13 protein-coding genes are annotated in these 12715 nt (G+C 71.4%); 12 read left to right on the top strand and 1 reads right to left on the bottom strand.

The window, feature by feature from the left end; translation table 11 throughout:
• Positions 1 to 33: 33 nt before the first annotated feature.
• On the bottom strand, positions 34 to 942 hold the full coding sequence (locus ACF1BN_RS07805; RefSeq protein ID WP_392330693.1) for a LysR family transcriptional regulator: 909 nt from the start codon (positions 940 to 942) through the stop codon (positions 34 to 36).
• Positions 943 to 1069: 127 nt separating this feature from the next.
• On the opposite strand from ACF1BN_RS07805, the gene ACF1BN_RS07800 reads away from it, so the two are divergent.
• The 12 genes from ACF1BN_RS07800 (at position 1070) to ACF1BN_RS07745 (ending at position 12686) form a co-directional block, all read left to right on the top strand.
• The gene (locus ACF1BN_RS07800) at positions 1070 to 2068 is read left to right on the top strand and encodes a fumarylacetoacetate hydrolase family protein (protein WP_392330692.1); all 999 of its coding nucleotides are present in this window, start codon (positions 1070 to 1072) and stop codon (positions 2066 to 2068) included.
• Complete coding sequence (locus ACF1BN_RS07795; RefSeq protein WP_392330691.1) at positions 2047 to 3021, top strand: cyclase family protein; 975 nt, start codon at positions 2047 to 2049, stop codon at positions 3019 to 3021. The genes ACF1BN_RS07800 and ACF1BN_RS07795 overlap by 22 nt, the downstream gene beginning before the upstream one ends.
• Before the next feature lie 38 nt (positions 3022 to 3059).
• Positions 3060 to 4193 carry an FAD-dependent oxidoreductase gene (locus tag ACF1BN_RS07790; RefSeq protein WP_392330690.1) on the top strand — a complete coding sequence of 378 codons (1134 nt, stop codon included), beginning with the start codon at positions 3060 to 3062 and terminating at the stop codon, positions 4191 to 4193.
• On the top strand, positions 4190 to 5194 hold the full coding sequence (locus ACF1BN_RS07785; protein ID WP_392330689.1) for an amidohydrolase family protein: 1005 nt from the start codon (positions 4190 to 4192) through the stop codon (positions 5192 to 5194). Before ACF1BN_RS07790 ends, ACF1BN_RS07785 begins: the two co-directional genes overlap by 4 nt.
• An 11-nt stretch (positions 5195 to 5205) precedes the next feature.
• Positions 5206 to 6147: a VOC family protein gene (locus ACF1BN_RS07780; protein ID WP_392330688.1), complete on the top strand. Its 942-nt coding sequence runs from the start codon at positions 5206 to 5208 to the stop codon at positions 6145 to 6147.
• Positions 6148 to 6353: 206 nt separating this feature from the next.
• Complete coding sequence (locus ACF1BN_RS07775) at positions 6354 to 7325, top strand: fumarylacetoacetate hydrolase family protein (RefSeq protein WP_392330687.1); 972 nt, start codon at positions 6354 to 6356, stop codon at positions 7323 to 7325.
• Positions 7322 to 8068, top strand: a complete 747-nt coding sequence (locus ACF1BN_RS07770) for an SDR family NAD(P)-dependent oxidoreductase (RefSeq protein ID WP_392330686.1) — start codon at positions 7322 to 7324, stop codon at positions 8066 to 8068. Before ACF1BN_RS07775 ends, ACF1BN_RS07770 begins: the two co-directional genes overlap by 4 nt.
• On the top strand, positions 8065 to 8844 hold the full coding sequence (locus ACF1BN_RS07765) for an SDR family NAD(P)-dependent oxidoreductase (protein WP_392330685.1): 780 nt from the start codon (positions 8065 to 8067) through the stop codon (positions 8842 to 8844). Before ACF1BN_RS07770 ends, ACF1BN_RS07765 begins: the two co-directional genes overlap by 4 nt.
• A 16-nt stretch (positions 8845 to 8860) precedes the next feature.
• Positions 8861 to 9616 (top strand): CoA transferase subunit A, encoded by a 756-nt coding sequence (locus ACF1BN_RS07760; RefSeq protein WP_392330684.1) that lies wholly within the window; start codon positions 8861 to 8863, stop codon positions 9614 to 9616.
• The gene (locus ACF1BN_RS07755; protein ID WP_392330683.1) at positions 9616 to 10266 is read left to right on the top strand and encodes a CoA transferase subunit B; all 651 of its coding nucleotides are present in this window, start codon (positions 9616 to 9618) and stop codon (positions 10264 to 10266) included. Before ACF1BN_RS07760 ends, ACF1BN_RS07755 begins: the two co-directional genes overlap by 1 nt.
• A gap of 145 nt (positions 10267 to 10411) precedes the next feature.
• On the top strand, positions 10412 to 11626 hold the full coding sequence (locus tag ACF1BN_RS07750; protein WP_392330682.1) for an FAD-dependent monooxygenase: 1215 nt from the start codon (positions 10412 to 10414) through the stop codon (positions 11624 to 11626).
• A 22-nt stretch (positions 11627 to 11648) separates the two neighbouring features.
• Positions 11649 to 12686, top strand: a complete 1038-nt coding sequence (locus ACF1BN_RS07745) for a cupin domain-containing protein (protein ID WP_392330681.1) — start codon at positions 11649 to 11651, stop codon at positions 12684 to 12686.
• Positions 12687 to 12715: the final 29 nt, after the last annotated feature.

Here is a 12715-nt window from a genome sequence, read left to right as displayed (position 1 = left end):
GAGCCATGGGTGTGTTTCGTCCGTGCCGGCCGTTCAGGTGTCGGCGATGCGTCGGCCGACACGGGCCGCGGTCTCCCTGAGCCAGATGTGGGCGGCGTCGTGGGTGTGGACCGGATGCCACCACAGGGCTTCGCGGAGGGGGACGGCCTCGTATGGGGGTTCGAGGAGCCGGACGGGGGCCAGGGGGGCCATGAGGCGGGCGAGGCGCGCCTGGACGAGGGCGATGCGGCGGGTGCCGGCGACGAGGGCGGGCAGGGCGTGGAAGCTGTCGACGGAGACCTCGACGCGGGGTTCGATGCCGAGCATGCCGAGCTGGCGCACGGCGGGGGCGTCGTAGGTGCGCTGGTAGGTCACCCAGGGAAGTCGGGCGAGGTCCTGGCGGGTGAGGCGGTCCTCGACGCTGGGGTGGTCGTCGGCGACGACGAAGACCCACCGGTCGTCGTAGAGGTCGGTGGCGGGGAAGTCGCTGATGACGCCGTGGGGCATCAGGAGTCCGTCGGTGGCGCTGAGGAGGCTGGCGGTGTCATCGACGACGGTGATGGGGGTGCGGGTGAAGCGCAGGCGGATTCCCGGGGCTTCGTCGTGGATGACGCGGGCGAGCTCCACGCCGAAGACGTCGACAGCGTAGTCGGAGGCGACGAGGCGGAATTCGCGCGTCTCGGTCGCCGGGTCGAAGGCGGCCTGGCTGGTGAAGAGCCGTTCGAGGACGTCGTAGGCGGTGGCGGTGCGGTCCAGGAGGACCTGGCCCAGGGCGGTGAGTTCGTACTGGCTGCCCACCCTGGACAGGAGCTCGTCGCCGAAGTGGCGGCGCAGCCGGCCCAGGGCGGCGCTCATGGCGGGCTGGCTGAGGCCGACGCGCTGTCCCGCTTTCGTGACGTTGCGTTCTTCGAGAAGGGCGCGGAGGGCGACGACGAGGTTGAGGTCGAGGCGGGCGAGATTCACGGGATTGCCTCCCTTGGGTACGAGTCGGTCAGCGACTATTTGTTGGGTGAATGCCAAGGATCCATATAATCGATTTCCCTGATTGCGTAGGGCGGGTCCAGATTAGTCCCATCGCAATCAGGAGGACATGTCGGTGAAACCTGAATCCGCTTCCGAGCTTTTCTCGGGGCCTTTCGCTCTCGGTACTTTCTCGGCCGCCGGCGGCCCGGCTTTCCCTGGTCTCATCGACCGCGAGGGGCAGGTCCTGGACCTGCGGACGGCTCTGTCCGACCCGGCGCTGACGATGCGGGGTCTGCTGGAGCGCTGGACGGACGTTCTCCCCCGGCTGCGCGAGCTGGCCTCCGACACCGGGCCCGTACGGTGCCCGCTGGAGGGCCTTCGCGTGCTCGCGCCCGTCGCGCCGCGGCAGATCTTCCAGTCCGGCGCGAACTATCGTCGGCACGTCATCGACCTGCACGTCGCTCACCGGGCACCGGACGACGACCGCTCCGAGGAGGAGCGGCGCGCGGAAGCGGCCGAGATCATGGACCGCCGCGCCGCCGAGGACCTGCCCTACGTGTTCATCGGGCTGCCCAGCTCGGTCACCGGCCCCTACGACGACGTCACCCTGCCGGCGTGGGCGGCGAAGCCCGACTGGGAGCTGGAGCTGGTCGCGGTGATCGGCCGTCCCGCCCATCAGGTCTCCGTCGAGGAGGCGCTGGAGTACGTCGCGGGGTACACGATCGCCAACGACCTGACCGACCGGGCGACGGTGTTCCGCAGGGACATGCCGCAGATCGGAACGGACTGGCTGCGCAGCAAGAACGCGCCCGGGTTCACCCCGCTGGGGCCGTGGATCGTGCCGGCCGAGTCCGTCGGCGACACCGGCGACCTGCAACTGACCCTCAAGCTCAACGGCGAGGTCATGCAGGACGAATCCACCAAGGACATGATCTTCGACGTCGCCCGGATGGTTTCCTACGCCTCTCAGAGCGCGCGGCTCCTGCCCGGCGACCTCGTGCTCACCGGTTCCCCCGCGGGCAACGGCATGCACTGGGGCCGACTGCTGCGCCACGGCGACGTCATGGACGCGTCCATCACCGGTCTCGGTGCTCAGCGCACCCGATGTCTCGCGGAGGAGTCGTGAACCGTACCGATCCCGAGGGCGCGATCGCCCAGGCCGCCGAGGAGTGCTCCAACTGGGGCCGCTGGGGGCGGGACGACCGGCTGGGCACCGTGAACTTCCTGGACGAGGCCAAGCGCCGGGAAGGTGCGGCGCTCGTCAGGCGCGGCGTCAGCTTCTCGCTCTCGCAGCGCTTCGACATCAACGGCCCGCAGAAGGGCTGGCGGCGGCGCACCAACCCGGTCCACACCATGCTGGACACCGGAACGGACGCGGCCCTGGGCAACCAGGGTCTCCCCCACGGCATCGGCGGCGCCGACGACGTGATCGCGATGCCGCTGCAGTGCTCCACGCAGTGGGACGGGCTCGGCCACATCTTCGACCACGGCAAGGCGTGGAACGGGCGTCCCGCCGAGCAGGTCGTCACCTCCGACGGCGACCAGGTCACCGGCATCGAGCACATGGCCCCGCACATCGCCGGCCGTGCCGTGCTCCTCGATGTCGGTCGCGTCGCGGGCGAGGACGGCGAGCTGCCGGACGGGTTCGCGATCACCGAGGAGCACCTGACGGCCGCGGCCCGGGCCCACGGCGTCACGGTGGGGCGCGGCGACATCGTCCTCGTCCGCACCGGCCAGCTGGCCCGCGTACGGCGGGACGGATGGGGCGACTACGCCGGCGGCGCCGCCCCCGGTCTGTCGTTCACCACCGCGTCCTGGCTGCACGGCAGCGAGATCGCGGCGATCGCGACCGACACCTGGGGCTTCGAGGTGCGGCCCAACGAGTTCGACCACGCCTTCCAGCCCCTGCACCAGGTCGTCATCCCGCACATCGGCCTGCTGATCGGCGAGATGTGGGACCTGGAGGCCCTCGCCGAGGACTGCGCGGCCGACGGCGTGTATGAGTTCTGGCTCACCGCGGCCCCCCTGCCCATCACCGGAGCCGTCGGGTCTCCCGTCAACCCCGTCGCCGTCAAGTAGTCCCGGGGCCCACAGCCCGAGGAACAAGGGAGTTCCCCATGAGCAGCACCCCCCGCAGAGTCCTGGTCGTCGGAGGCGGAGCGGCCGGTAACGCCGCCACGATCCTGCTGCGCCGCGCCGGGATCGACGTCGACCTCGTCGAGGCGAAGGACGACTGGAACGCCACCGCCGGCTCCGGCATCACCCTCCAGGGCAACGCCCTGCGCGTCCTGCGTGAACTCGGCGTCTGGGACGAGGTGAAAGCCTCCGGCTTCCCCTTCGGATCGGTCGGCATCACCACCCCCGACGGCACCGTCCTGCACGTCCAGCGCGACCTGCGCACCGGCGGCGACGACCTGCCCGCCACCCTCGGCATGCAGCGCCCCCGGCTCCAGCAGATCCTGATCGACGCCGTCCGCGCCAGTGGCGCGAACGTCCGCCTGGGCACGACCGCCACGATCGTGGACCAGGACGCAGCCGGTGTCTCGGTCCGGTTCGGCGACGGCAGCGAGCACCGCTACGACCTGGTGATCGCCGCCGACGGGCTGGGCTCCGCCACGCGGGCGCGGATCGGGATCACCGACAAGCCCGAGCCGACCGGCATGGCCATCTGGCGCGTCGCCGCCCCCCGGCCCGCCGAGGTCCAGCACACCGACCTCGCCTACGGCGGCCCCGCGTTCATCGCCGGCTACTGCCCCACCAGCGACACCACGCTGTACGCGTACGTCGTCGAGAAGAACCGCGACCGCTCCTCCATACCCCCCGAGTCCTACGCCGAGGAGATGACCCGCCTCGCCTCGGCCTACGGGGGCGCGTGGCCGGAGATCACCGCGACGATCACCGACCCGGCGAAGGTCAACTACACGTGGTTCGACCGGCTGCTGGTGGAAGGGGCCTGGCACCGCGGGCGGGTCGTGCTCGTCGGGGACGCCGCCCACTGCTGCCCGCCCACGATGGCACAGGGCGCGGCGCTGTCCCTGGAGGACTCCTGGGTCCTCGCCCAGATGCTGATCGCCGCGGACACCTGGGACGACGCACTGCTCCAGGCCTACTACGAACGCCGGATCGCACGGGTCCGCCCGGTCGTGGAGGGCTCGGTACAGATCGGCCAGTGGCAGCTCGACGGCGTCCGTGATGCCGACGTGCCCGGGCTGATGGCCCGCACCATGACCATGCTCAGGGAGCTCCCGTGACCGCGCCGACCGTGGACGTCCACGCCCATGTCCTGCTGCCGCAGATCGAGGCCCTCGTCGCAGGCCTCCCGGGGCACGCCGAGGCCAAGGCGCTCGACGCCCGCCGCAACGGTCCCGATGCCCTTGCCGTCAGCGGCCCCATGGTCCGCGACCGCATTCCGGCCCTGACCGACCCCGCCGTCCGGCTCGCCCGGATGGACTCGCAGGGCGTCGACGTGCAGCTCGTCAGTCCCTCGCCGTCGCATTACCACTACTGGGCGGACGCGGATACGGCGGAGAAGATCCACCGCCTGGCCAACGAGGCGACCGCAGCACACATCGCGGCGGCACCCGACCGGCTGAAGGGGCTGGGACTGGTTCCGCTCCAGCACCCCGAGCTCCTCGTTCCCGCCCTGGAACACGCGCTGGACCAAGGGCTCGCCGGCGTGGAGATCTCCAGCCACGCCCCCGGCCGGGAGCTGTCCGATCCGGTCTACGAGCCGCTGTGGGCGCGCGTCGAGGAGACCGGAGCGATCGTGTTCCTGCACCCCTTCGGCTGCACCCTCGACGAGCGCCTCGACCGCTGGTACCTGTCCAACACCGTGGGCCAGCCCACCGAGAACGCCGTCGCCCTCTCGCACCTGATCTTCTCCGGCGTCCTCGACCGGCACCCCGCGCTGAAGATCGTCGCCGCCCACGGCGGCGGATACCTGCCCACCCACATCGGGCGCAGCGACCACGCCTGGCGGGCCCGGGCCGACGCGTCGGCCGGCTGCGCCGAGCTGCCCAGCACCTACCTGCGGCGCTTGCACTTCGACTCCCTCGTGCACGACCCGAAGGTGCTGCGGGCGCTGATCGAAACGGTCGGCGCGGACCGGGTGGTGCTCGGCTCCGACTTCCCCTTCGACATGGGGTCCGACGACCCCGTCGGCGCGTTGCGTGCGGCGGACCTGTCCGAGGCCGACCTCCACGCCGTCCGCGGCGGCAACGCCGCCGCCCTGCTCAACCTCTCCCCCGCCTGAGGAGGCATCCCATGACGAACAACCGCCTGCTCACCCACCTGCGGCACGTCGACCTCGCCGTGCCCGACTACGACAAGCAGCTCGACTTCTACGCCGGGGTGTGGGGGCTGACCAAGGTCGCGGAGGACTCCGGCATCTCCTTCCTCGCCGCCGAGGGCAGCCCCGAGCAGTACGTCGTCCGGCTGCGCAAGGCCGACGAGAAGCGTCTCGACCTGGTGTCCTACGGCGCCGCGACCCCGGCCGACGTGGACACGCTCGCCGAGCAGCTCCTGGCCGGCGGGGTGCAGCTGATCTCGCAGCCCGGCACGGTCGACACCCCCGGCGGCGGCTACGGCTTCCGCTTCTTCGACGTCGACGGCCGCACCATCGAGGTCTCCGCCGACGTCGCGGTCCGCCGGCACCGCAGGATCGAGGAGAAGGAGGCGATCCCGGTCAAGCTGTCGCACGTCGTGCTCAACTCCCCCGACCTGGAGCGCACCCGCGCCTGGTACGAGCGGCACCTCGGCTTCCGGCTGTCCGACACGCTCAGCTCGCCCCACATGGGCGAGGTCATGCACTTCATGCGGATCAGTTCGCAGCATCACTCGATGGCGCTGGCGAAGGGCCCGCACACCTCCCTGCACCACATCTCCTTCGAGATGCGCGGCATCGACGAGTACATGCGTGGTTCGGGCCGGGTCCTGCGGGCCGGTCACACGAAGATCTGGGGGCCGGGCCGGCACATGGCAGGTGACAACACCTTCACCTACTTCCTCGACCCGCACGGCAACACCGTCGAGTACACCACCGAGCTGGAGAACCTCGACGAGGACACCTGGCACCCCCACGTCTACGACTTCTCGCAGCCCGAGGTCACCGACCAGTGGGGCACCGCCAACGCGATGAACGAGCTCGTCGCGAAGGAGTCGTTCAACGACCCCGACCGCGGCTGCTTCCTCGCCCCGCCGGTCTAGGCCGGCAGCCGGCGTCCAGTCGGCCCGGCCTCCGGCCGCCCGATCCCCGGGAACGCGGCGGACCATGTCCGCCCTGACTGCCACCGTCGTGTTCCCGGCCCCGGTCCACGGGACCGGGCCGCCCGAAGAAGGCCGGCAACGGGCCTTCTCTCCGTCCCGGACGGCCCGGTCCCGTGTCCCCCGTTCCTCCATCTGGGAGCCGCACCATGCGCTTCGCCGCTTACGAACACCGGCACCGGAACCGCGTCGCCGTCGTCGAGGACGACGGCACGCTGTTCCCGCTGCCCGGAGTCACCTCGCTCACGGACCTGATCCGTGACACCGACGGTCTGCCGGGCCTTCTCGCCGCCGGGGCCGCGGCCCTGGACGTCCCGCCCGGACCGCACGTCTCCGAGGTCCGGCTGCTCTCGCCGCTCCAGCCCTCCTCCATCAGGGACTTCGTGACCTTCGAGGAGCACGTCGAGGGCGTGCGCCGTTCCGTCAGCGGCGAGTCCGGTGTGCCCGCCCAGTGGTACGAGGCACCCACCTACTACTTCACCAACCCCCACGCCGTCTTCGGCCCCCATGACGACGTCCCCATGCCCCCCGGCTCGTCCGTGCTCGACTTTGAGCTGGAGGTGGCGGCCGTCATCGGCCGCGAGGGCCGTGACCTCACCCCGGAGCAGGCGCGGGAGCACATCGTCGGGTACACGATCTTCAACGACTGGTCGGCGCGGGACCTGCAGTCCGCCGAGATGAAGGTCGGGCTCGGCCCGTGCAAGGGCAAGGACACCGCCACCACCCTCGGACCGTACCTGGTGACCGCGGACGAGTTGGAGCCCCACCGGGACGGCGAGGGCTTCCTGAGGCTTGCGCTGACGGCCGAGGTCAACGGCGAGAAGGTCGGCAGCGACCTGCTGTCCAACATGAGCTGGACGTTCGAGGAGATGGCCACCTACGCCTCGCGCGGCACCCGGATCGTCGCCGGCGACGTCCTGGGCTCCGGCACCTGCGGCAACGGCGGCTGCCTCGCCGAACTGTGGGGCCGGAACGGCGAGCAGGTCCCGCCGCCACTCAAGCCCGGCGACACCGTGACGCTGACGGTGGAGGCCATCGGCTCCCTCACCAGCCGAGTGGTTCCCGGCACCGAGCCGGTCGCGCTGCCCAAGGGCCGGCGCCGCAACCGGGAGCGGCCGTGAACGGCGGGCGCCTGGCGGGAAAGGTCGTCGTCGTCACGGGCGCCGCCCGCGGCCAGGGCGCGGCCGAGGTGGCAGCCCTGGAGCGTGAGGGTGCCACGGTCATCGCCACGGACGTGAACAGCGGAGAGGGCGTGCGCCGGCTCGACGTCACCCTGGCCGACGACTGGGCCGACCTGGCCGTCCATCTCCGGGACACCTACGGCGCCGTGCACGGCCTGGTCAACAATGCCGGCATCACCTGGCGTGCCCGGCTGGACGAGGTCACCGCCAAGGACATGAGTTGCGTCCACGCCGTCAACGTCAACGGCCCGCTCCTGGGCATCCAGCACCTCGCTCCCCTGATGCCGCCGGGCTCCTCCGTAGTGAACGTGGGGTCCTCCGCCGCGCTCACCGCCCACTACCCGGTGGCGTACACCACGAGCAAGTGGGCGCTGCGCGGGCTGTCGAAGACCGCCGCTCTGGAGCTGGGCCCACGGGGGATCAGGGTGAACACCATCCACCCCGGATTCATCGAGACCGAGATGACGGCCTCCGCCGCACCGGCCTTCCGGGAGTCGAACATCCGCGAGACACCCCTCGGCCGTGTGGGCACGGTCGAGGAGGTCACCCCTCTGGTGGTCTTCCTCCTGTGCGACGACTCGTCGTTCATCACCGGCGCGGAGATACCGGTCGACGGCGGCCTCACCTCACACGGCGGGGTGAAGTCGGTGTCCGACGCACTGCTCGACGGGTCGGTCCGGTGAAGCGGCTGGAGGGCAAGGTCGCTCTGATCTCGGGTACCGCCCGCGGTCTTGGGAAGGCCGTGGCGCTCCACTTCGCCGCCGAGGGCGCTCTGGTCGTCGGCGGAGACCTGCTGCACGACGAGGCGGTGGAGACGCAGCGGCAGATCGGCCGTGAGGGCGGCACCGCGCTCACTCCGGGGCCCCTGGACGTCACCCGGCCCGAATCCGTCGAGACCTGGGTGGCGGAAGCGGCCGAGGCGTTCGGCGGCATCGACATCGTCCTCACCAACGCCGGCTCGGTGCGTTTCGGATCCCTGACCGAGCAGCCCTATGCCGACTACATGACCACCGTGCGCTCCGAACTGGACTCGGTGTGGCTCACCGCCCGCGCCGCGTGGCCCCACCTGACCCGCAGCCGCGGATGCATCGTCACCATCGGCTCGACGGCCGGAATCAGGGCCTCGCTGTCCAACCACCGCACCGCACACTCCGCCGCGAAGGGAGGGGTGATCGCCCTGACGCGCCAGCTCGCCGCCGAGGGTTCCGCGCACGGCATCCGCGCCAACTGCGTCAGCCCGGGCCTGATCGACACCGAGGGCGCACGCGACAACCTTCTCGCAGAAACCCATCCCCTGCGCCACGCCGCCCGGCACATCCCCCTCGGCCGTCTCGGAACCCCTCAGGACATCGCCCGGGTCGCGGCCTTCCTCGCCTCCGAGGAAGCCTCCTACGTCTCCGGCGCCCATCTCGTCGCCGACGGCGGATGGTCCGCCGTACTGCCGGGCCCCCTCACCTGAAAGGACACGCGGAACCGTGGACAAGGTCATCCGGAAACCCGCCGATGCCGTCGCCGACATCCGCGACGGCGCCTCGCTCGCCGTCGGCGGGTTCGGGCTCAACGGCATCCCCGAGACCCTGATCCGCGCCCTGCACGCCCAGGGCGCCACCGGCCTCCAGGTCGTCTCCAACAACTGCGGCATCGACGGCCGTGGACTCGGGATTCTGCTCGGCGCCGGCCGCATCAGCCGGGTCACCGGCTCGTACGTCGGCGAGAACAAGGAGTTCGCCCGCCAGTACCTCAGCGGAGAGCTGGAGGTCGAGCTCGTCCCGCAGGGCACGCTCGCCGAGCGCCTGCGGGCCGGCGGCTGCGGAATCCCCGCCTTCTACACCCCGGCCGGAGTCGGCACCCAGGTCGCCGACGGCGGCCTGCCCTGGCGCTACGCGGTCGACGGCAGCGTCGCCCTCCCCTCCCCGGCCAAGGAGACCCGGGAGTACGACGGCCGCCCCCACGTCCTGGAGCACGGCATCACCACCGACTTCGCCCTCGTCCGCGCCTGGCGCGGCGACCGGCACGGCAATCTCGTCTTCCGTCGCGCCGCCGCCAACTTCAACCCGCTCGCCGCCATGGCCGGCCGCGTCACCATCGCCGAGGTCGAGGAACTCGTCGAACCCGGCGCCCTCGACCCCGACCAGGTCCACCTGCCCGGCGTCTTCGTCCAGCGCGTCGTGCCCCTCACTCCCGCCCAGGCGGCCGACAAGCAGATCGAGAAGAGGACGGTGCGCGCCTGATGGCCTGGAACCGCAACCAGATGGCAGCCCGAGCCGCCTCCGAACTGGCCGACGGCTCGTACGTGAACCTCGGCATCGGCCTGCCCACCCTCATCCCCGCCTACGTGCCGGCCGACGTACATGTGGTGCTGCACTCCGAGAACGGCATCCTCGGCACCGGCCCCTACCCCCAGGAGCACGAGGTCGATCCCGACCTCATCAACGCCGGCAAGGAAACCGTCACCGTCCTGCCCGGCGCCTCGTTCTTCGACTCCGCCCTCTCCTTCGGCATGATCCGCGGTGGTCACATCGACACCGCAGTCCTCGGCGCCATGCAGGTCTCCGCCACCGGTGACCTGGCGAACTGGATGATCCCCGGCAAGATGGTCAAGGGCATGGGCGGGGCCATGGACCTCGTCCATGGAGCGCGCCGGGTCATCGTCCTGATGGAACACACCGCCAAGGACGGCAGCCCGAAGATCGTCGACGAGTGCACCCTTCCGCTGACCGGCCGGGCCTGCGTCGACCGGATCATCACCGATCTCGGCGTCCTCGACGTCACCCAGGGCGGGCTCGCCCTGGTGGAGACCGCACCCGGCGTCACCGTCGAGGACATTCATGCCCGCACCGGGGCACCCGTGCACTTCGGCAGCGCCACAGCTGCCTGTTGACCGCTGCCACACCCCCGCGGGTCCGCGCGCGGACCCGCGTCGAGGGCCCGCTCCCGCCCCGGCCGTCCGTACACCAATGATCCCGACGCAGAACCTCTTGCTTCGGGAGGCGGACTGATCCCGCCCATCAAGGAGGCACCTGCCCATGACGTCCTCGCCCCTGCACATCGCCGTCGTCGGCGGCGGCATCGGCGGCCTGGCCGCCGCCCTCGCCATAGCCCGCTCCGGCCATCGCGTGACCGTGGTGGAGCGGGCCGCCCGGTTCGGCGAGATCGGCGCCGGCCTCCAGCTGGCCCCGAACGCCTCACTGGCACTGGATGAACTCGGCGTCCTCGACGCCGTGCGGCGCTCCGCCGTCGCCCCGCCCCGGCTCGTCATGATGGACGCGCTCACCGGCCGGCAGATCACCGCCCTCGACCTGGGCGGCGACGCCTACCGCAGCCGCTTCGAGCACCCCTACCTCGTCACCCACCGCACCGACCTCCACGGCGCCCTCCTCGCCGCCTGCGAGGAGCACCCGTCGATCACCCTGCGCACCGGACACACCGTCACCGACGCGGTCCAGACACCGGCCGAGGTGCGCCTGCACTTCGCCGAGACGCCGGAACGGCTCGCGGCGGACGCCGTGGTGGCCGCCGACGGCCTGCACTCACGGCTCCGGCAGAGCCTCGTGAAAGACGGCGCCCCCGTCTGCTCGAAGTACGTGGCCTACCGCGGCGCCCTGCCCGTCAGCAGCATGACGGGCGCGATGGCGCGGCACGCCACCACGGAGTCGGTCATCGTCTGGGCCGGGCCGCGCATGCACCTCGTGCAGTACCCCGTACGGCGCGGCGAGCTCTACAACCAGGTCGCCGTCTTCGAAAGCGACCACTACGACCCCGACTCCGACGACTGGGGAACCGAGGCCGAATTGGAGGAACGGTTCACCGGCGCCTGCGACACCGTGCGCGACGCGCTGCCGCTCATCGCGCGCGACCGGCGCTGGCCGCTGTTCGACCGGCTCCCGATCACGGACTGGGTGCACGGCCGCATCGTGCTGCTCGGGGACGCCGCGCACCCGATGCTGCAGTACCTGGCCCAGGGTGCCTGCCAGGCGCTGGAGGACGCCGTGGCCCTCGGCCGCGCCCTGCGCGACCACGGCCGCCCGGAGGAGGCGTTCGCGTCGTACGCCGCCCTGCGGACCGAGCGGGCCGCGTCGATCCAGACGAACGCGCGACGGTTCGGCGAGATCTGCCACCTGGACGGCATGGGTGCCTTCCTGCGCAACCAGCTCCTGTCCGACCGCACCCCCGAGGACTTCGACGACATCGCCTGGGTGTGGACCCCCGCCGGCGACCCCCGGCCCGCACCCACCCCGTGAGCGACCACCGCGAGGAGACACCGTGACCGACGACCCCGCCTACCAGGCCCTCGACAAGCTCGGCGCCGCACCGCTGTGGCGGTTCTACGGCAACCTGTTCCCCGCCCAGCCCCGCAGCAGGGCCGTCCCCTACCGGTGGAGCTGGAAGGAGCTGCGGCCGCACCTGCTGCACTTCTCGCAGACCCTGTCCCTGGACGAGGCCGAACGCCGGGTCCTCATGCTCGTCAACCCCGGGCTCACCGACCCGCCCGCCACGGTCAACACCCTGTACGCAGGCCTGCAGATCATCCTGCCCGGCGAGACCGCCCAGGCCCACCGGCACACCTCCAACGCCTTCCGCTTCATCCTGGAGGGCGACGGCGCCTGGACCACCGTCAACGGCGAGCGCGTCTTCATGGCCCCCGGCGACCTGCTGCTCACCCCCGGCTGGCACTGGCACGACCACACCCACGAGGGCGACGCGCCCATGATCTGGCTCGACGCCCTGGACTACCCCCTGGTCAACGCGCTGGAAGCGGGCTTCTACGAGAAGTACCCGCAGCGACTCCAGCCCGTGACCCGCCCCGACGACGCCGGCAGCCGCCAGTTCCTCCACGGCCGCCTGACTCCCGCTTGGATCACGCCCGACGGGCCGAACTCACCCGTCACCCGCTACACCTGGACCGAGACCAGCCGGGCCCTGGAGGCCATCGCGGACACCGCAGAAGGCAGCGACGTCGACGGCATCGTCCTGGAGTACACCAACCCCTGGACCGGCGGCCCCGTCATGCCCACCATCGCCTGCCGGATCCAACGGCTGCGCCCCGGCTTCCAGGGGGCGGGCAGCCGCCACACCGCCTCCACCGTCTTCAGCGTCGTCCGCGGCGAAGGCGCCACCATCGTCGACGGCACGCGCCTCGACTGGGCCGAGAACGACACCTTCGCCATCCCGGGCTGGGCCTCCTACCGGCACCTGAACACCTCGAAGTCCGCCGACGCGGTCCTGTTCTCGTACAGCGACGAGCCCGTGATGCGGTCCCTGGGCCTCTACCGCAGCGAGAGCACCGACCCCGGCGCCTGATCACTCCCCTGCTTCTTCCCCACCACCAA

The sequence above is a fragment of the Streptomyces sp. NPDC014861 genome, from assembly GCF_043081625.1.
Classification (GTDB): domain Bacteria; phylum Actinomycetota; class Actinomycetes; order Streptomycetales; family Streptomycetaceae; genus Streptomyces.
Note: the sequence above shows the minus strand (reverse complement) of the source record. Positions and strands in the feature narration are given on the sequence as shown.

What these genes read in the sequence shown, in the direction of transcription:
- ACF1BN_RS07800 (WP_392330692.1), top strand. Translation starts at nt 1,070, where the DNA reads ATGTCGGTGAAACCTGAATCCGCTTCCGAGCTTTTCTCGGGGCCTTTC.
- ACF1BN_RS07795 (WP_392330691.1), top strand. Translation starts at nt 2,047, where the DNA reads ATGTCTCGCGGAGGAGTCGTGAACCGTACCGATCCCGAGGGCGCGATC.
- ACF1BN_RS07790 (WP_392330690.1), top strand. Translation starts at nt 3,060, where the DNA reads ATGAGCAGCACCCCCCGCAGAGTCCTGGTCGTCGGAGGCGGAGCGGCC.
- ACF1BN_RS07780 (WP_392330688.1), top strand. Translation starts at nt 5,206, where the DNA reads ATGACGAACAACCGCCTGCTCACCCACCTGCGGCACGTCGACCTCGCC.
- ACF1BN_RS07775 (WP_392330687.1), top strand. Translation starts at nt 6,354, where the DNA reads ATGCGCTTCGCCGCTTACGAACACCGGCACCGGAACCGCGTCGCCGTC.
- ACF1BN_RS07755 (WP_392330683.1), top strand. Translation starts at nt 9,616, where the DNA reads ATGGCCTGGAACCGCAACCAGATGGCAGCCCGAGCCGCCTCCGAACTG.
- ACF1BN_RS07750 (WP_392330682.1), top strand. Translation starts at nt 10,412, where the DNA reads ATGACGTCCTCGCCCCTGCACATCGCCGTCGTCGGCGGCGGCATCGGC.